This is a genomic window from Bacillus fungorum (assembly GCF_002746455.1).
Taxonomy (GTDB): Bacteria; Bacillota; Bacilli; order Bacillales; family Bacillaceae_G; genus Bacillus_A; species Bacillus_A fungorum.
Genome location: NZ_NWUW01000004.1, coordinates 287533 through 307533, shown reverse-complemented (window position 1 = coordinate 307533; position 20001 = coordinate 287533). Strand labels below are relative to the sequence as shown.

The 20001-nt window shown below is 33.0% G+C and carries 19 protein-coding genes; 7 read left to right on the top strand and 12 right to left on the bottom strand.

The window, feature by feature from the left end; all coding sequences use genetic code 11:
* Positions 1 to 42: 42 nt before the first annotated feature.
* Genes CO726_RS08325 through CO726_RS08300 form a run of 6 tightly spaced genes read left to right on the top strand, consistent with a single transcriptional unit; the run spans position 43 to position 6669 of the window.
* Positions 43 to 1218, top strand: coding sequence for a DegT/DnrJ/EryC1/StrS family aminotransferase (locus CO726_RS08325; protein ID WP_099683934.1), 1176 nt, complete (start codon positions 43 to 45; stop codon positions 1216 to 1218).
* 12 nt (positions 1219 to 1230) lie between these two features.
* Positions 1231 to 2553, top strand: a complete 1323-nt coding sequence (locus tag CO726_RS08320; protein WP_099683933.1) for a glycosyltransferase family 2 protein — start codon at positions 1231 to 1233, stop codon at positions 2551 to 2553.
* 38 nt (positions 2554 to 2591) lie between these two features.
* Positions 2592 to 3305, top strand: coding sequence for a WbqC family protein (locus CO726_RS08315; protein WP_169513024.1), 714 nt, complete (start codon positions 2592 to 2594; stop codon positions 3303 to 3305).
* A 3-nt stretch (positions 3306 to 3308) separates the two neighbouring features.
* Positions 3309 to 4268 carry a hypothetical protein gene (locus CO726_RS08310; protein ID WP_099683931.1) on the top strand — a complete coding sequence of 320 codons (960 nt, stop codon included), beginning with the start codon at positions 3309 to 3311 and terminating at the stop codon, positions 4266 to 4268.
* A 22-nt stretch (positions 4269 to 4290) separates the two neighbouring features.
* Positions 4291 to 5577 (top strand): ATP-grasp domain-containing protein, encoded by a 1287-nt coding sequence (locus CO726_RS08305; protein WP_099683930.1) that lies wholly within the window; start codon positions 4291 to 4293, stop codon positions 5575 to 5577.
* 6 nt (positions 5578 to 5583) lie between these two features.
* On the top strand, positions 5584 to 6669 hold the full coding sequence (locus CO726_RS08300; protein ID WP_099683929.1) for an FkbM family methyltransferase: 1086 nt from the start codon (positions 5584 to 5586) through the stop codon (positions 6667 to 6669).
* Between the two features lie 165 nt (positions 6670 to 6834).
* Here CO726_RS08300 and CO726_RS08295 read toward each other — a convergent pair whose 3' ends face one another.
* On the bottom strand, positions 6835 to 8718 hold the full coding sequence (locus tag CO726_RS08295) for a tetratricopeptide repeat-containing glycosyltransferase family 2 protein (protein ID WP_099683928.1): 1884 nt from the start codon (positions 8716 to 8718) through the stop codon (positions 6835 to 6837).
* 339 nt (positions 8719 to 9057) lie between these two features.
* On the opposite strand from CO726_RS08295, the gene CO726_RS08290 reads away from it, so the two are divergent.
* The gene (locus CO726_RS08290; RefSeq protein ID WP_099683927.1) at positions 9058 to 9867 is read left to right on the top strand and encodes a flagellin N-terminal helical domain-containing protein; all 810 of its coding nucleotides are present in this window, start codon (positions 9058 to 9060) and stop codon (positions 9865 to 9867) included.
* Positions 9868 to 9962: 95 nt separating this feature from the next.
* Here CO726_RS08290 and CO726_RS08285 read toward each other — a convergent pair whose 3' ends face one another.
* From CO726_RS08285 to CO726_RS08235, 11 genes are all read right to left on the bottom strand, one after another.
* Positions 9963 to 10910, bottom strand: a complete 948-nt coding sequence (locus CO726_RS08285) for a DNA-binding domain-containing protein (RefSeq protein ID WP_099683979.1) — start codon at positions 10908 to 10910, stop codon at positions 9963 to 9965.
* A 338-nt stretch (positions 10911 to 11248) separates the two neighbouring features.
* On the bottom strand, positions 11249 to 12157 hold the full coding sequence (locus tag CO726_RS08280) for a chemotaxis protein (protein ID WP_098760451.1): 909 nt from the start codon (positions 12155 to 12157) through the stop codon (positions 11249 to 11251).
* Between the two features lie 269 nt (positions 12158 to 12426).
* Positions 12427 to 12912, bottom strand: a complete 486-nt coding sequence (locus CO726_RS08275; RefSeq protein ID WP_099683926.1) for a FliG C-terminal domain-containing protein — start codon at positions 12910 to 12912, stop codon at positions 12427 to 12429.
* Positions 12913 to 13157: 245 nt separating this feature from the next.
* Positions 13158 to 13493 (bottom strand): DUF3964 family protein, encoded by a 336-nt coding sequence (locus CO726_RS08270; protein ID WP_099683925.1) that lies wholly within the window; start codon positions 13491 to 13493, stop codon positions 13158 to 13160.
* Between the two features lie 49 nt (positions 13494 to 13542).
* Positions 13543 to 14760: a flagellar hook protein FlgE gene (flgE, locus tag CO726_RS08265; RefSeq protein WP_099683924.1), complete on the bottom strand. Its 1218-nt coding sequence runs from the start codon at positions 14758 to 14760 to the stop codon at positions 13543 to 13545.
* 16 nt (positions 14761 to 14776) lie between these two features.
* Positions 14777 to 15370 carry a flagellar hook capping FlgD N-terminal domain-containing protein gene (locus CO726_RS08260; protein WP_099683923.1) on the bottom strand — a complete coding sequence of 198 codons (594 nt, stop codon included), beginning with the start codon at positions 15368 to 15370 and terminating at the stop codon, positions 14777 to 14779.
* A gap of 3 nt (positions 15371 to 15373) precedes the next feature.
* Positions 15374 to 16495 (bottom strand): flagellar hook-length control protein FliK, encoded by a 1122-nt coding sequence (locus CO726_RS08255; protein WP_136699472.1) that lies wholly within the window; start codon positions 16493 to 16495, stop codon positions 15374 to 15376.
* Positions 16488 to 16898 carry a cytoplasmic protein gene (locus tag CO726_RS08250; RefSeq protein WP_099683922.1) on the bottom strand — a complete coding sequence of 137 codons (411 nt, stop codon included), beginning with the start codon at positions 16896 to 16898 and terminating at the stop codon, positions 16488 to 16490. The genes CO726_RS08255 and CO726_RS08250 overlap by 8 nt, the downstream gene beginning before the upstream one ends.
* Before the next feature lie 114 nt (positions 16899 to 17012).
* The gene (locus CO726_RS08245; RefSeq protein WP_099683921.1) at positions 17013 to 18317 is read right to left on the bottom strand and encodes a flagellar protein export ATPase FliI; all 1305 of its coding nucleotides are present in this window, start codon (positions 18315 to 18317) and stop codon (positions 17013 to 17015) included.
* Positions 18314 to 19006, bottom strand: a complete 693-nt coding sequence (locus CO726_RS08240; protein ID WP_099683920.1) for a FliH/SctL family protein — start codon at positions 19004 to 19006, stop codon at positions 18314 to 18316. Before CO726_RS08240 ends, CO726_RS08245 begins: the two co-directional genes overlap by 4 nt.
* Positions 18993 to 19997, bottom strand: a complete 1005-nt coding sequence (locus tag CO726_RS08235) for a flagellar motor switch protein FliG (RefSeq protein ID WP_098760460.1) — start codon at positions 19995 to 19997, stop codon at positions 18993 to 18995. The genes CO726_RS08240 and CO726_RS08235 overlap by 14 nt, the downstream gene beginning before the upstream one ends.
* Between the last annotated feature and the right edge of the window lie 4 nt (positions 19998 to 20001).

Below are 20001 nucleotides of genomic sequence, written 5' to 3'. Positions count from 1 at the left end.
TTTTTGTATATAAATAATAAGAAGTTAGAAGGAATACATACAATGGAAAATATAACAACATTACAAAAACAAGAAACATTTCCTGAACCAATTCTAGTTTCTCGCCCTTTCCTGCCTCCGTTTCAGGAATATGCAGATACAATCCAACAACTTTGGGATACTCATTATATTACGAATAACGGTTCATTCCATCAACAGTTTGAAAAAGAATTACAATCATACTTATCTGTACCACATAACACACTGTTTGTGAATGGCCATATGGCATTAGATATTGCAATTAAATCATTACAAATACAAGGGGAAGTAATTACAACTCCTTTTACGTTTGTATCAACCACTCATGCTATTGTAATGAATGGATTGACACCCGTCTTTTGTGATATTCGTGAAGATGACTATAATATAGATGTTACGAAAATAGAAGCCCTTATTACAGAACGTACATCAGCAATTCTGCCTGTACATGTATTTGGTCGCCCTTGTAATGTGGTAGAAATTGAGAGAATCGCAAAAAAATATAATTTGAAAGTAATCTACGATGCGGCACATGCTTTCGGTGTCCGTGTTAACGGAACAAGTATTGGAACATTTGGAGACGTATGTATGTTTAGTATGCACGCGACAAAAATATTTCATTCTATTGAAGGGGGTATACTAACATACCACAATCCTCATTTCACAAAGGTATTCAATCAATATAAAAATTTTGGTATATACGGACCTGAAAATGTAGAATTAATTGGTTTAAATGGTAAAATGAATGAGTTTCAAGCAGCCATGGGGCTTATAAACTTAAATTATATATCAGAAGAAATTAAAAAACGAAAAAAAATTACACAGATATATCGTGAGTACTTACAACATATTCCTGGCATTCGCTATGTAGACGACGAACAACATGTTAAGTATAATTATTCCTATTTTTCAATTGAAATAGATGAACACTGCTATGGGAATAGTCGAGACGAATTATATGAAAAGCTAAAAGGATATAACGTATTTACAAGAAAATATTTTTATCCATTAACGAGCGACTTCACATGCTATCACCAACAATTCGATTCATGGGAAACGCCAATTGCTAAACAAGTAGCCGAACGCATTTTAGTATTACCATTGTATGGAGCGTTGTCTTTACATGATGCAAAAAAGATTTGCAACATAATTGCAGAAATACATTATGATAAGCTAGTAGACGCGAAAAAGAAAGGATGAAATTAAAAGGATATGCACAATATAGATGAAATTAAAAAATCTATTAAACAAAATATAAAATTATTAATAGAAAAGAATATGAATCATGAAGCAACTATCTTGTTAGAACAATTACAGAAAGTTGCACCTAATGACGCTTCTATTTATGCGATGCAAGCAATGATCGCTTTCCAAGAAAAACAACTTAAAAAAACGGAACAATTGCTTCAAACGGGTTTGACAATTAACGATAAAGACTCTGACTTATTATATCAATTTGCACAACTCATGGAACGAAAACAAGAATGGAAGGAAGCTAACTTTTATTATCGAAAAGCAAGTGAATATACAAATGATATGAAATTCAAAAAAAATATCTCTCAATCTCTTTTACGTGTAAACGATCGAATTTCTAAACTTGAAAGTGAAAAACAAATATTCAAAACTAGCACTCCAAAAGTGAGTGTCATTATACCTACTTACAACATGAAAGATTATTTACAAGAAGCAATAAATAGTGTATTACGTCAAGATTATGAAAACATTGAGATTATCGTTTCTGATGATTGTTCAAGTGATGGAACAGAAGAAATGATGAAACAATACAACCATAATTCTAAAGTAAGATATATTCGTAATACTGTAAACTTAGGTCCCAAAGAAAATGGCCGCAAATTATTATATGAGCTTTCAGATGGAACATACATATTGGGAATCAATCATGATGATTATTTAACACAGAACAACTATATTAGTAAAGCAGTAAGTTTACTTGAAGAAAACCCCAATGTGTCACTCGTATTCGCAAATTTAAAACTACTATTTACTAAATCTGGAAAAGTAGAATATACAAATGTGGATATACCACCTATTACAAATGGAATCGATTATTTTTTAAATTATGAAACAGAGCGATATCCTCATATTACAAGTGTATTAACATCGATGTATCGCCGAGAAGATGCAATAAAAAGAAATTGTTTCTTGGAAGACACTGAATGTCAAGATTTATTTTTATATTTAAATCTTATGTTATTAGGAGATGTTGCCTTTATCTCAGATTATGTCGGTGTTTATCGCATACATGCTAATAGTTTAAGTTCAAACATGCCGAGGGACACAGACCTTTCTACAATCCAAGAACTTGAAAAGTTACATGATAAGGCACTGAACATGGGATTAGATGATACAAAGCTACAACAATGGCTCCTCAATAGAATATATGTTTTTGTACACTGGCGTTTTTCAAATATGTGGAACAAAGATCGACAAAATGCCTTACGATTACTGACAAGCATCGCTGAAAGCTATCCAATGGTCTTTAATACAATTGCTAATCAATTGCACTGGAAATAATTGCACTGGTAATCCAAAATAATTACGGAGGTGTTATGATGAAATTAGGAATTATGCAACCTTATTTTTTCCCTTACATAGGATACTTTCAACTCATTCAGCATGTTGATCACTGGGTTGTGTTTGATGATATTCAATTTATTAGACATGGCTGGATTAATCGGAACCGAATTTTACACCCAACAGAAGGTTGGCAATATATTATTGTTCCTTTAGAAAAACATAGTCATAAAGGTTTAATTAAAAATATTAAAATTAACAATATGACCAATTGGAAATCAAAAATTATAAATCAACTTGTTCATTATAAGAAAAAAGCACCCTATTATACATACTGTATGGAAATTGTTGAAAATGCTTTATCTATTAATACAAACAACATCACTGAATTAAATATACATATTTTAAAAACTATATGTGATTATTTAGAAATATCATTTTCTTATCAAATTTCATCTCAAGCAAACTTTAATTATGCCGAGGTAACGGATGCTGGAGAATGGGCATTAACTATTAGTAGTCAATTGAACGCAACCGAGTATATTAATCCAATTAGTGGGAAAGAATTGTTTGATCCTCAAAAATTTAGTGATCAAGGAATTGTATTGACTTTTCTTCAAAGTAAAATGGAGGAAATCGTATATAAACAAGGCCACCGCTCATTTGAAGCAGGTCTATCTATTATTGATTTGTTAATGTTTTGCTCAAAAGATGAAATAAAAATGATACTTAATCAATACGAGGTGTTATAACATATGATACAAAAAGAAATTGGCGGTTTTTTTGAGCTAGAATTGCCACACAAAGGCGAATACCATACTCAAGCCATTCGTCTCAACAAGGCTAGAAGCGCTTTACATTACTTATTAAAAACAAACCGAACAAAAAAAATATACCTTCCTCATTATATGTGTCACTGTATTTTAGAACCTATTTCGGCTCTACATATAGATTATGAGTTTTATAACATTGATGAAAAATTCTATCCAATTTTTCATCAAATTGTAGATGAGAACGAATACTTTCTATATATCAATTATTTTGGACTTTGTGGGGAGAATGTACAAAAAGTAATTAGTAATATTAACAACGTTATTGTTGATAACACACAAGCATTTTTTGAATCCCCGATTGAAGAGACTAATACCATCTACTCACCCCGAAAATTCTTTGGTGTTCCGGATGGTGGGTATTTATACACAAATGTAAAATTGGAGGACAAACTGCCCAAGGACTCTTCTTTCAGCCGCTTACAATTTTTAGCAAAAAGAATTGATTCTTCCGCAAATGATAGTTATACATTATATCAAAAGAATGAAAAAATACTTACAGATGAAGCACCTAAACGTATGTCAAACTTAACACAACGCATGTTGCAAAGTATTAACTATGAACAAGTAAAAAAACGTCGCAACGATAACTTTCAGTATATACACAATGAACTGAAAGCAATAAATGAGTTAGAATGGGACACCAACAATTTAAACGGCCCTATGGTTTATCCACTATTCGTTCGGCAAGAAAATATTAAACAGTTATTAATAAGCAACAATATATACGTAGCAACATACTGGAAAGAAGTTTTACAATATACAAAGCCCAATTGGTTTGAGCATGAACTGACTCGATATCTAGTTCCGTTACCGATTGATCAACGATATAGCATAAAAGAAATGCGATATATTGTACAAACTGTAAAAAACATACTGTCTTAAATAAAGGATTGGGGGCCTACATATGAAGTTAAACGTACTTGTCTTTCCTTGTGGATCACAAGTAGCCATTGACATTAATTTCGCACTACGCCATGCTGTGCGAATTAATCTTTTTGGCGCTTCTAGTATTGACGACCACGGAAGCTATATTTATAAAAACTATATCGGAGACTTGCCAAATATTGCAGACGAAGATTTTTTACGACAATTTAATGATGTATTACAAAAGCATCATATTGACTTCATTATTCCAACGCATGACACGGTCGCTTTATATTTAAAAGAACATGAATTACAGCTATCATCAACCGTTATTGCCGCTGATATAAATACGGTACGTATATGTCGTTACAAATCATTAACATATAAGCAATTTATGGACTATACATTTACCCCGGCTACATACGCAACAGATGATGATATTACCGACTACCCTGTTTTTTTAAAGCCTGATGACGGACAAGGAGGAAAAGGAGCATATATCGCAAACAATAAAGAGGAATTACAATTTTATCTCAAGCAAAATCCGAAGCTATTAATTTGCGAGCATTTGCCAGGTGATGAACTAAGTGTTGACTGTTTTACAGACCGACACGGATTATTACGTTGCATAAGCCCCCGCACACGTGAACGAACATTAGCTGGTGTAAGTGTTCGTTCTACAGTAATAGAAGCGTCAAAAGACATACAATTTATTGCTAATACATTAAATCAGCATCTATCTTTCCGAGGACATTGGTTCTTCCAAATAAAACGAGATAGAGCAGGAAAATGGAAACTGCTAGAGGTGTCTAGCAGAATGGCGGGGACTTCTGCTTTAACAGTTGGAAAGGATGTCAATTTATCATTATTATCTATTCTTGACTTTGCTGAATTTGACATTGCATTTCAACCAAATACTTATTCTATCGAAATGGATAGAGCTTTTATTAACCGATATAACATTCATATTGAATACGAGCGCGTTTATATCGATTTAGATGACACTCTTATTGTAAATGAACAAATAAATACACAATTAGTACAATTTTTGTATCAATGTGTAAATAAAAACATAGAATTAATATTAATCTCAAAGCATGAACATGATGTACATGCAACATTACAAAAATATAAGATTCACCCTACTTTATTCACAAAAATTATTCATATGAATATAAGTGATAAAAAATTCAAATATATGAAAACCGATGTACCTACTATTTTTATTGATAACGCTTTTGCAGAGCGCCAAGAAGTAAGACAACAATTAAACATACACGCTTTTGATGTAAATAATATTGAATGTTTACTTGACTGGAGGGGATGACATAATATGTTTCAGGTTACAAATAAAAAACCGATGATATTAAAACAAAAAGAGCACTTATTTCAAAAACTATACGATTCTTCTGTCCCAAAATATATTATGGGGCGAAATAATTATGCAACACAACTTTTACAAGCTTTCTCAACCCAAGGTATAGCTGTAGCTGGTATTATTGATGATTATACAAATGAAAAGAAATATAAAGGCTTTCCTGTATATAAAACAGTTGAAATTGAATCAACCAGTCTAGTCATCGTATGCGTACTTGATGCTAGATTAGTGACTGCACTTCATAGTTTAGAATCACAAAATATTTCTCATGTTTTGACGTATTTCGATCTCGTTATATATGATGCAGAGAATTTTCCACAAGTTAAATTTTGTGAAAATAACGCACTGGACATTCAAACAAATCTCCAGCAATATGATTGGTTGTATAGTAAGTTAGACGATGAACTTTCTCGTCAAACATTACTTCACATTACAGATTTTCGATACAATTTTGATGCAAAAGTAATGGGAGTTTTCTCATGTAAATTACATGACCAATATTTTGATGTGTTCCAATTTAGTGAAAAAGAAGTATTTATCGATTGCGGTGCATATGATGGAGAAACGACAAAACAATTTATTACATTAAATCCGAACTATAAAGCAGTACATGTGTTTGAACCGTCACCTAAGCAATATGAAGTTACAAAAGAAGCATTAATAAATTATTCAAATGTACACGTTTATCCGTATGCAACATATAATCAACAAATGACAACATTCTTTGATAATGAGAAAGAGTCCGCTAGCGGACTCTCTAATGAAGGAACTATTACTGTTGAAACAATACAACTTGATGATATTATTAAAGAACGCGTTACATATATGAAACTTGATGTAGAAGGAACTGAATATGAAACATTAGTTGGAGCTGAACAACTTATAAAAACATATAAGCCAAAATTAGCAGTATGCGTTTACCATAAACAAGAAGATTTTTGGCGTATTCCGCAGCTCTTACTCCGATATAATCCAAACTATCGTATTGTGCTACGCCACTATACAGAAGGAATTTTGGAAACTGTGATGTATTTCATTTAATATATAAGAAAGAACAAGGATATACTCCGTTTAGGATACCCTTGTTCTTTCTTATTTACTAACTAAAATATTACCTTACTTGATTTTTTAATTATACTAAGTAAACATATTAAATTCCCCTTCAATGGAAGAGGAATTTAATAATATTCTCTAAAAATATTCTATCTACTTTAACTTTAACCAATTGCTATCTGGAAATTCCTGAAGAGATTTTGTAACAATTGATCTTTGTTCCGTTTGTCCAAGTTCAATCGCATACTTATAAAACCTAAAATCTTTCTTGAATTTCTTCAGTGCCTCTAGAGCAATACGATGTGCTTCTTCTCCATTCCCTTGCGCCAATAAATATTCAATAATATTCACATACCCTTGCTTTGTCACATGGTTTTCGTCTGCTAATTCATAAAATTCCAAAGCGATTTCTTCATATCCATTTTCATAAAACAAATCGGCAACTTTAGCATACACTTGTTTCGGGAATATATTTATATAAGAAATTAACCGTTCCGCAAACTCAGGTTTTTGAAAACGTAACGCTTTATCTAAAATTGGCAAGTATTCTACTTGTTTCATCTTTTTTCCTTGTTTTTTCTCATTAAATATACTATAAAACACATGTTTGAATTTAGAATTTTCGAACACATTTTGAACACGTGCATCGTTTGTTACTTCATATAAGACAGCAAGATCAGCTACATCAATCACTTCAGTTTTTACACCATACATCAATTCTTCTGTTGTAAATTGTAATAACTCTTGTCCTAAAATCATTTTTGCTTTTAACTGCAACGTAGAAACCATCAATTGTTCTTGAGTTGTAAAATCATTTGTAAGTAGTAATGCTAATTCACCTAACCCTAAATCTAATATCAACTTTAATATTTCAATACGAATATCATCTGCTTTTATAATACATCGACTATTTAAAAACTCATATACTTCTTTTGGTGTATGATAGTTGCTTAATATTTTAATAACATTAGCAATAGCTTCAAGCGATGAACTATTTTCATTTAATGCCTCAACATAATATTGTAAAGCTTTTTGATCCAGTCTTTCATACTTATATATTTCACCAAGTCGTAAATATGGTAACAGTGCCTGTGATTCAACCAAGTAAACAATATCTTTATATGTCTGACGCTCCATTACAATATTGGTATATACTTCCCTAGCATCATCAAAACGTTTTTGCCTAAAATAAATTTCAGCTTTCCAAAATGGAAAATCTGGTGCAGTAGGTAAAACTTTCTCAGCATCTTTAATAATTACTAAAGCTTTGTCATAACGCTTTAATTCTACTAAACTTTCAATAATGAAGAATAGACATATTCCTACCCACTCCTTATAAATATCTCCTTTATACTTATAAGCTGATATAAATGCATTTAGCGCTTCTTCTGTTTTCCCTAAAGCTCTAAGCTCTTGTCCATAATTAAAGTAAGTAAAGCCATTTTCTTTTTCAGATTGTAACATTTTTTTTATAATATTCATATTTCTTGTTCGTTTATTTTTCTTTTCCACTACATTTGACAAATATCCATAATGGTAAACCTTTAACAACGATTCAGCTAAATTTCGCTGATTCTTTAAGCTTACAATTTGTTCATGGATCGCCCCTTCAAAATGAACAGTACCGTCATTTTTATAAATTCTTGCCATTTTATTAATGACAGACCTTTCCCCACGTTCACCTACAAAATTTATAATGTCTATTGTATATGTATCGAATTTATTATTATGAGATTTAATTTCTTCTATTGCTGCAGCAACATTCTCTAGGTCCACACATTCATCTGCATCAAGTGCTAAAATCCACTCTCCTGTTGCATGAGAGCCTGCGAAATTACGTGCTTCCGCAAAATCATTTGTCCATTCAAAATCATAAACTTTATCTGTAAACTCTTTCGCAATTTCCTTTGTTTTATCCGTAGAGCCTGTGTCAACTATGACGATTTCATCCACTCCACCCTTTAATGATTCTAAACATCTTCGTAACATATCTTCTTCATTTTTTACGATTAAACATGCTGATAAATAAGGCTTCATAACAATTGTACTCCTTTTGTTGTCATAATTTATAATCCTATTATCATTATATTATATTTAATATTATTTTTTATGTTTTTTTAAAAAATAATTACATTTATTACGGAAATAGCAAAGTATTTGCATGGTTACTGTTATAGATCTCCTCAATAATATTTTAAAAGTACAGAATACCACTGCTTGAATTACTCAAGTAAAATCCATTATAATGCTATTTTTTACTCTGAAAAGCTGAAAGTTTATTATAAAATTCCGGAAATTTGCAATAAAGCATTCTAATATTACCGAAAATTACTTATACTAAATAATATAATATTCTTTTTAGGAGGTGCACTAAACATGCGAATCAGTACTAATATTCTTAGTATGAAAGCGCTACAATCATTACATATAAATGAAAGACAAATGAATACAGCGATGGAACATTTATCCACAGGCAAGAAACTAAACAACGCTTCTGATAATCCAGCAAATATTGCAATTGTTACACGAATGCATGCAAGAGTACGGGGAATGCGTGTTTCTATACGTAATAATGAAGACGCCATTTCTATGCTTCAAACAGCGGAAGCGGCTCTACAAACCGTTACCAACATTTTAATACATATGCGTAATTTAGCTGTTCAATCTGCAAATGGAACAAACTCAAATGAGAACCGCAATTTACTAGATAAAGAGTTTCAACAACTAGTAAAACAAATTGGTTACATTGGTGAAACGACAGCGTTTAATGATCTGTCCGTATTTGATGGACAAAGTCGTAACATTTCACTTAATGATCTTGGCCATACAATAGATATATCTATAAAAGAAAACAATATTTTTCTTCCTCCTAAACGAAACGACATCAAGATTTCAACAAAACAAGAAGCGGAAGCGGCTATTGCAAAAATCGAAGTTGCTCTGCAAAGTGTATCACTTCACCGCGCCGATCTTGGATCAATGATTAACCGTCTGCAATTTAACATTGAAAATCTGAACAGTCAAAGTATTTCACTGACGGATGCAGCATCCCGAATGGAAGATGCTGATATGGCACAAGAAATGAGCGGATTTGTGAAATATAAACTATTAACAGAAGTTGCTTTAAGTATGATTTCACAGGCAAATCAAATTCCGCAAATGATATTAAAGTTATTGCAGTCATAACTATATGCTGTATTACTCTATTAGAACGATTCCATACAAAACAAAAGGGAAATACATATCAGCTATGTACCTCCCTTTTATTTTGTACCCAATTTTTATTGCGTTACTGTCATTACTTGTCCACTGCGATCGACCATAATTTTCATTTTGCCGTCTTGTGCATTATATAATCCTAGTTTATGCAAGTCTTGTTTACACATATTCACAAAATAAGGTAATGTACGAATTTGATCAATGTCAGAGCTTGTAATGAAATGAATAAGATGATGCGTCATTTCTTTAACATCTGTGAAAAGCTCTTGTTTTTCACGCTGTAGTCGTTCATTTTCAGCTCGTAGGGACTTTAATTCACCTTCTAAATTATTGGTTTCGCATTCTTCTTTCACGTGCTCTGCGGCCATGCTAGAAAGCTTATAGATTCCTTCCATAAATCGATGCAGTTCACGTTCTTTTTTTTCACTATACTCGCTAATTGTTTCAAAGTTACCCACGATACCTGATAAAACTGTCACGAGATTGTTTTCTACTTCTTCATTTGAAACCGCTTTACTTATTCTTCGACTTTGTACTTGCTTTTGCCCTTTGCTAGTTTCTTTTACAGGTGCATATTTCCGTTTTCGCCCTGGTTTTTGTTTCTTAATATCCGCAAATGGTATTTCTTCTTTTTTTAATTTATAATACGTGTTTTGTAATTGACTCTCCGTTTTTTGAAAAAGTTGCAGTTCTTTTTTACTCACATACTTTGAAATGTTAGCAATGTTTAAGCCGTGACGCTGACAAAATTGATAAACAGCATATAAAAGCTCTAGTTCTGATTTTAACCATGTAATAGTTGATTTCTCATATGCAAATATGCCCCCCATTGTTTCAATGTCCATTTGAAACAATACCATTTTATTATATAGTTCAAGTAACTCTTCATACCCAATTCGGAATTGCTTCTCTATTTTTTGAAATTCCGCTTCTAGTTTTATATCATTTTTTTTATTTTTTGACATGTTTTGTAAAAGACTCAATACATTAATTGCTATATGGTGATACATAACCTGTGCCACTTTTCCTCATCCTTTCACAATTCTCATATTACTCCCATGTCTTTCTAAAAAAATAGAATTTTTTCATATCCATATTATAACAGTTCTAAATTATCTGTCAAATAATTAACATATAAAAATGTATAAAAATGATGAAAACTATTAAAATAAAACAAAAATATACCATACGGTTAAATTTTCAGTCGATTATTCTTTTAAACTCAAAAATAATTTTTACTTTATCACACATTAACAAACAGTAAGACCCCCACCTCAAACTCCAAAGGGAAATGAGGTGGGGGAATACATATCAAAAGGAGAGAAATCCCTCTCTAATAAAAAATATTTTATAAAACGAGTTTATCAACAAGGCCAATTAATTCTTCAATATCTGGTTTACTTACTTGAGCATTTGCTCCCACAGATTCACCTTTATGATATAGTTCATTTGTAATTAAAGAAGAGAAGATAATAACTGGTAGTTTATTTATAATTTCATGCTCTTTAATTACCTTTGTTAAATGATGACCATCCATTTTCGGCATTTCAATATCTGTAATCAGTAGCTGAATATGTCGGAACATATTTTCACCTTGTTCTTTTGCTAGTTTTTCAATTTGTGCTAATGCTTCTGCACCATTACTAAAGAATTGCATTTTTTTATAACCAGCTGTTGTTAATGTTTCTTCTAATATTTGACGTAGCATTGCAGAATCTTCAGCAATATATATAATCTTTTCAGATCGATCTATTTTTTGATCTAATCCTGCTAATTTTTGTGTTTCATAACCTATATTACTAATCTCAAAAACAATTCTTTCATAGTCTAATAATAAAATAATTTGTCCATCTAACTTCACGATACCTGATGTTGTTTCTTCCAATCCCATAGATAATGAACCTGGCTCATCGATTTGCTCCCAAGAAATTCGCTGAATACGGTGTACTTCATCCACACGGAAAATGACTTTCATTTGATTTAATTCTGAGATAATAAATTTCGTTTGATCCAGCGGCTTAGATGATTTTAAATTCAACGCCGTTGCGAGATTAATAACTGGTAAAATTTCTCCACGCACTTGTACAACACCTTCAACCGCATGATGTGCTTCTGGCACAGTTGTAACAGGAAATGGATTAATAATTTCACGCACTTTCATTACATTAATACTAAATAGGTTTTCACCAACAGTATATGTGACGATTTCTAATTCATTTGTTCCACTTTCTAATAAAATACTTTGCGCTTGTGACATATAGGTGTCGCTCCCTTTCCGATAATTCCATATATATATTTATTAAATTTTAATAGGCATAAAGACCACCTATTTGAATGAGATTAACATACAAATAGATAAAGTGAAACCTTAATCAGTGGGGGCTTTATTCATCCCCCACTGATTATTAATTGAACCAATCAGGGTTTTACGGGCAGTTGATCTCCCACCCAACTCCTTTGCTTTACAGCCGAATTTTGAAGTGGGAGTCTTACTGCCCACAAATAGCGGGATAAGTATATATAACCTTATTCCTTTATAAATGAAGCAAGTGCCTCGAGTACTACTTCTTGTGCCTCAGCAATCTCTGATGGAAGTGCTTCCCAGGTTTTTGCAAGCTCTGTTTCCACCTTAATACGCAGATTAGAATCCATTTGTGCTAAAACATATTCTTTTGTCGCTTCATCTACATCAAGAAGAGAAAGTGCATACAGTTCTGGGTCATTTACCTTTTGAAATAACTGCTGCAATATAGCGGGGGCGATATGCTTTAATTTTTCAACATGAATCTCTTTATCAGAGAATAGCAGCTCATATTGAATAAATGTTACGTTTTCTTTAATTACTTTAAAATAACAATTGTTCTTTTTATCATTAACAAAGTAACCATTTGGATCCGCGATAATACTTTCTACTTTTCGAATTAAATTTGGCAAACTATTTGCTGCCATTACAGTGCGCTGTTCGATTTCACTAGGTGAAATGAATGTAACGCGGTACTTATTTTGCGCCATATCTTCTTCTCTCCTTCTATATAAATCCATTTTGATTTTTCAACATATAAGTCACTGCTTTACAGAACAAAAAGTAACCTCGTACCCATTCTCTCTCTTTGTTTTAGTTTTACATAGGACAAGAATAGTGTTTGGCCACTTCTATTCATAGGAAAATACTATCTTCTGCCTAAAAAGAAAGGTTTTATGTCGTTTTTTCAATTTGTATTTATATACTATTGATTATAGATTTTGATAAGAATATACTACGCCGCTTTTAATAGTTCAATATTGTTAAACCAAAAAGCAAGTTGTTGATCTGTAATTTCAGGAAGCATAATGAAAAACTCACGGCATTTCATTTCATCTTTAAATGTTTGATATTTCCATGTGTTACCGCTGGAAATACTAACAAAATAAAATTCAGAAATACGACCAATAGCTGCCTTCTTTTCACCGAATGAATAAGGCGGCACTTGCTTAATAACAAATTGATCCGGTAAATATACATGTGATTCTTGCTCTAATTGCAAAATTTGCTGGGCAAGCTCTTGTTTATCTTGAAAAAAAGGCAATTGTAAAATTCGTTCTTGTCTTGTCATACGAATAAAAACCCTTTCTACGATGATCACAATTTTTCATCGGTACAAATTATCGGATTAAGTTTACAACTTCATTTAATACGTCATCTGATACTTTGATCACTTTCGCATTTCCTTGGAAACCGCGTTGATATAACATTAAATCAACAAACTCTACAGATAAGTCGACATTTGAACTTTCCGTTGCACCCGCACGAATTGTCCCCGCACCATTTTGACCTGAAACCCCTATTACACGATTACCTGCTGCTGGTGTATCCACATAGTTACCATTCCCTACTTTCATCAGTCCACCTTCGTTAGGATACATGACTACAGCAAGTTGTCCGATGATTCTACTGCTACCATCATCATATTTTGCTGTTACATAGCCACCTTCTGTTATCTGACAATCTTTAACAATTGCTGCCTTTTGTCCATCAATATCTGAAGGAGCTAACGTATTTTTAGTAGGATGATTCGTGATTTGACTCATATCAAGCGTAAATGAAGGGTTTCCATTAAACTGGAATGTTTTCGTTTGACCACTTGTCATTTGACCAACTTCATTAAATTCTAAATTTCCCTTATCAATTTCTTTAAATTCTTTTTCACCTTTTGAATCATTTCTTACTTTTACTGTATATGAATACTTATGATCAGCATCTTTTGTAAATGCAAATTGAACAGTTAATGCATTTCCTGCACTGTCAAACACTGTAAGTTCTTGAGTTGCGCCTTTTTCTGCAGCATCAAGATTACCCTTTAGAACCCCTTTTGTTGATTGAATTCCACCAACAGCCGTCCCCATTGGTACTTTTATAGGTCCTGGCGCACGATTAAAGTCTACTTCACCTGTAGATGGATTACCAGGATAAGCTAAAACATACTGTCCTTCTGAATTTGTTAAATAATAGTTATCAGACACACCAAACATTCCTTTACGTGTGTATTGAACATTTCCACCGTTCAAATCACCTACAGCAAAAAAACCACTACCTTCAATGGCTACATTCGTTTTCCCACCATCCAATGTAATAGAACCGTTATTAAAATCTGTAGACGTTCCACTCAGCTTTACACCGTTACCAATACTTTTCGGATTCGTACCAGCATACATATTATTTCCTCTTGAACCTACTGAATTATTATATAGTAAATCATCAAAAATAGCTTTTTGCTTCTTATACCCAACTGTTTGTGCGTTTGCAATATTATTTGACGTAACACTTAATGCATTTTGCGTTGCATTCATTCCTGTAATACTTGTATATAATGCTTTAATCATAATTTAAGTACACTCCCTATTTATTTATAATTGAACCGCTTTTTGTTTTGTCATCTTCTAGATTTGCTGTGTCTAGTTTATCTGTATCTGGTTTATCTTTAATTGGTTCATCAGAAACATTTACTACATAATTTAGTGAAACGATATGGTCACCGACGGCAAGCTGTATTTCGTTATTTCCAGCAAGACGAACAACATCAACTTTACCAGTGACCTGTTTCCCTTCACTATCCACGCCTTTTATATACTTACCAAGAAATTTCATTCCTCCGTCAAGCGGGTTTGTAGACACTGTTTGGCGCAATAAATCAACAGCTTTTGTCATATTTTCCACTTGTTCCATAAGCGAAAATTGTGCCGTTTGATTCATCATTTGATTCATATCCATCGGATTGGATGGATCTTGATATTTCAGACTTGCTAAAAATAATTTTAAGAAATCCTGTTTTCCCATAATGCCAGACATTATTTGACCGGTTTCTGATTTCGTTTCATTTGATTTTTGAACTTGCGTCTCTGTTCCATTAACAGCAGAAGCCCCTTTTGTTTTGGCCTGTGTTTGTGATGGAATATGGTTTGTACTCGTTGTATTTAATCCAACTGTTGGCACGTTTTATCCCTCCAATAATCCAACAAATTCTTGTTTTGCTTGTTGCTCTTTCTTTGAATGAGCTGTTTTTTGTCGTTGTCTTTGGTCCTGTTCTTGTTTCTCTTTACGCTGCTCATCTTTATCTGAATAACTAATTTGAATATGAATGTCTTTTTCTTTTAATTTTAATTTTAATTCCTCAAAAATGACTTCAACACGTTTTTTTGCATCATGTTTTTCCATTTCTACATGCACATCAATTTGATCCCCATGCTTTTTCATAAATACGGTTAACGTACCTAGCTTTTCAGGATTCAACTGAAATAAAACGCGTTCTTGTTTGACAACAAACTTTTGTAATGCTTCAACTTGCGCTTCCATTTTCTTTCCTAAGTCAGGTAGCGCTATCTTTTCCGCCCCACCATTTTGTTTTACAGCTTGATCCGTTCCTGCTATATGCGGCTTACCGAATGATTCAGCTCCTGTCGTTCCCGGGTCTACGTCCAGTAATTCAAGATTCACATCATCACTTTCCGCTTTCGACACTTCTACTTCCTTTTGCTCGTCTTGTTTCTTCCCAATATCACAACTCTCAGTTTCGACCATAGTTACTATTTGTATCATTTTCTCTGGTGTCGCTACCTTCTCTAAAGCTATTTGCATTGTATCTTCTAAACATATAGCATTTTTAATATTCATATTAGAAAGAAGCTCTTGTAACTGCTGTAATTCGGCAACTGGCAATTCATTCAATTTAATATTTCCATACTCTTTATATAACTCTTGTATTTTTTGTATGTATTGATATAGCAATTCTGGTTGTGCACGTAATTGCTCAATTGTAACCATTTGCTCCGATACAGCTAACAATAATTGTTCTGTCTCTTTTTTTTCTTCTTTTTGTACAGTTGGTTCTTCTTTTTTTGTAGTTTTTTTTGCTAGAACGTATTCTTTCTTCTCTTCGTTTGGTACTTCTTGTTGTTTCGTTTTCTCCGTTTTCGGCTGTTTCTTGTCTTGTTCATTCATTTTACTTATAAATGAAGATTTTTCATCTTTTGACTGCACTTCTAGCCCTCTATCTTTTTGCGGAGGTAAACTCGGTTGCACCGGCAACACAGGTTCTATCACTATATTCACCTCATCCATTCATACACATTTTCAAATCAAGAAGCATTTTTTCTTCTAACTTTTCTTGTATTTTCACAAGCTTTTTACAATCTTCTTGATACATTTCATCAATTACACGCTCTTTTTCTTTTATTTGTTCTAAAAGACTCTCATTTTTTTGAATAAACCCAACTATTTTTTGTATTTTCCGATTCCATTCTTCTATTCTCTCAGGCGAAAATGTATGAGAAGAAAGCATGCCAACCATAATCCGTTCTCCAGTTTGTACGATTTTACTACGCGACTGAAAAACACGTAAATCATATTCTTTTCTTTGTTCCGTTTTTCTTTTTTCAGCTGTTAATTCATACACTTCTTTCAAAACATGCTCTTTTTCTTGATTGATTTGCCATTTTATCGTATCATACTGTTGCTTGTTCACCTGTTTTTATAACCCCTTTCTATTATAACGCTCCCTTTTTTTATTATATAGTTTTTTTGCAAAAAAATCTGCGAAATAATAAAAAAACAAAATAGGACCTCAAACATGAGGTCTCTATATAATATGATGCATCGCTTGAACGATATCATCAAAATGATAACTGTCCGTTCGACCTTGTTTTAAAAATGTATTTATATCGTCTATTTTATTTTTACATTCAAATATATAAGCATTTTCTTCATTTTCTTGAATTGTTCCTAATTTGAAATACAATTCATTCTCTTTATAGATAGATAGTGTTTTTCTTATTTCATTTGCAAGCTGCCAATGATTTGGCGACACAATTTCTTCCATAATCCGGCTTACAGAATCTAGCACCGAAATGGCTGGATAATGACTAAGTGTTGCTAGTTCCCGCTTCAATACAATATGTCCATCTAAAATACCACGGGCTAAATCTGGTATCGGACCATTTAAATCATCACCGTCAACAAGAACAGTGTAGATACCTGTTATCGATCCTTTTTTCGTTTTACCAGATCGCTCAAGTAATTTTTTCATATAACTTTCCATGAGAAGCGTCTTTCCGCCAATTGGTAATTCCTTTACCGCAATATCAACACTTCGCCTTGCATCAGCAAAACGAGTAACGGAGTCCATCATGAGTAGTACATTATTTCCTTGGTCTCGAAAATATTCGGCGATTGATGTTGCTAGCTTCGCTGCGCGAAGCTGCATAAGGTGGCTTTCATCAGAAGTTGCTACAACAACAACGCTTTTCCTCATACCCTCTTCACCGAGTTCTTTTCGAATAAAATCTTTTACTTCACGACCACGTTCTCCCACTAAACTAATAACATTAATATCCGCTTTCGCATTTTTTGCAATCATTCCAAGTAATGTGGATTTACCAACACCTGAACCAGCGAAAATACCAATCTTTTGACCAATACCAATGGTTAACATCGAATCAATGGATTTAATACCCGTTTCAAAAACTTCGGTAATCTCTTCCCTTTCAAACGCATGGATTGGAGGGGCATCTAGTTTTACTTTTTGAAGCGGTCCATTCTCATTTGCTTCATTTAAAACCGCCCCGTTCGCATTTAGTACTTTCCCCAGTAAATGGTCTCCACGAGGCACAACAACATCTTCAGCAATTAACGTTACTGAATCACCGTAGCATACTTTTTGAGTCTGTTCAAATGGGAGCAACATATTGTTTTCTTTTTCAATTGCAATGACCTCACATAAGACACGATGTTCCCCCACAAGACAAACATCCCCAATTTTTGCTTTCGGTCCTTTTGAAATAAAGAACTGTTCCTGTACACTATGAACTTTTCCATTTTTTATATAAAATGGGGTTTCGATAAATGCATTCCATTTATTATGTTCATTCATCAACTTGCTGCTCATACGTGTTGCTCCTCAAATAACTTTTGTTCTTCCCACTTTTGACGAAGTTTCTCAAATATAGGCGCGAATTTAAATTCGAAAAACTCTTTTTCTTCTTCGATTACAAACTCTCCAAATTTCATAGAAAAATCATATTTCCATTCTACAAGCTGCAAAAGCCAATATTCTTTCGTATTTTCCTTTTCCTCTTCAATTCGTTCAAATGTTTCCGGATGAACTGTTATAATCAACTTTTCAAATGAAGTCGGAAGCGTTTGAATAATCCCTTTTAAAATAGGTAGAATATCTAACTCTCGTGTCTCCACTGCTTGATTGACAACTTTTTCGGCAAGTTGAATTGATTGATTCCATAATAATTCAGCCCATTCATACGCCGTTTCTTGTTGCTCCTTCTGAAATTGCAAACGCGCCGTTTCAAACTGCTCTATTTGCTCTTGAACATGTATTTGGAACTGTTCTTTTTCCTCTAGAAGTTGTTTATGTTCCTCCTGCAGCATTTTCTTTTCTTTTCTTAATTGGCTCATTTCAGCGTACAATGCTTCTTGCTGCGCAATTAATTCTGCACGATCTACTTCTACTTCTATTTCTTCCTCCATGTAAACCTGCATCGGTTTAGGAAATTGCAACTCATACGTTTCCTCAGAAAAAGAAACAGAATTCTTAGGAATTCTGTTTTTAAATAAGGACATCCTCTTCACCTCTTTGAATGACAATTCTTCCTTCTTTCTCTAGCTTTTTAACCGTACCAGTAATCGTTTGCTGTGCTTTTTCAGCCTCCGTCATTTTCAGTGGTCCTAAGCCATCTAATTCTTCGAGAATCATCTCTTTACGGTTTGAAGACATACAAGTAAATAGTTTTTCTTTAATTTCTTCTTTTGCAATTTTTAATGCTTTCGCAATGACGCCATTATCAGTAATTTCTTCTAATACACGGCGAAGCGCAAGAGGTTCAAGACCAAGCAAATCTTCAAAGACAAACATATTTTCTTTAATTTTTTCAGATAGCTCATAATCCACTTCATCAAGTTTTTGAAAGACTGTTTTTTCGACACCGCGTGAAACGTTGTTTAAGATATTAACAATCGTTTTAAGACCATCTGTTTTGTTAATTGCACTAAATGCCATATTATTTAATTTTGTTTTTAATAGATCACCAATTTGACCAATTAACTCACTATCTACTTGCTCTAATTTAGCAATGCCCATTACCGTTTCTACACGCTTATGATCTGGTAACCTTTCAATTAATTGAGATGCAAGCTGTGGTTTAATATAAGATGCAATAATAGCGATTGTTTGTGGTGATTCATCATTTAATACCGTAAGAAGCGGTTCTAAATCGGTAAGTGAATTCAAGAACTCAAACGGATTATCTTTGTTATACCAAAGATCTTCTAATAGTTTTTCCAGCTCATCTTCCGGCATATTTTTAAATATACGTCGAATATATTCTTTATCTGGCGTCACTAAGTTAAGCTCTTTCACATTTAATTCATATAAAAATTCTCCTAATACATTCTCTAATGTTTCCGGTTTATAGACGCGAAACTTAGCAATCTCACGAAGCAATACTTCTTTTTCCTCAGCTGTCATAATTTCAATGACTTTCGTTGCCACTTCTTCTTCTAATGTACGAATAAGAATGGCAGCTTTTTCTTTGGAGGAGATTTCATCTAACATTGTT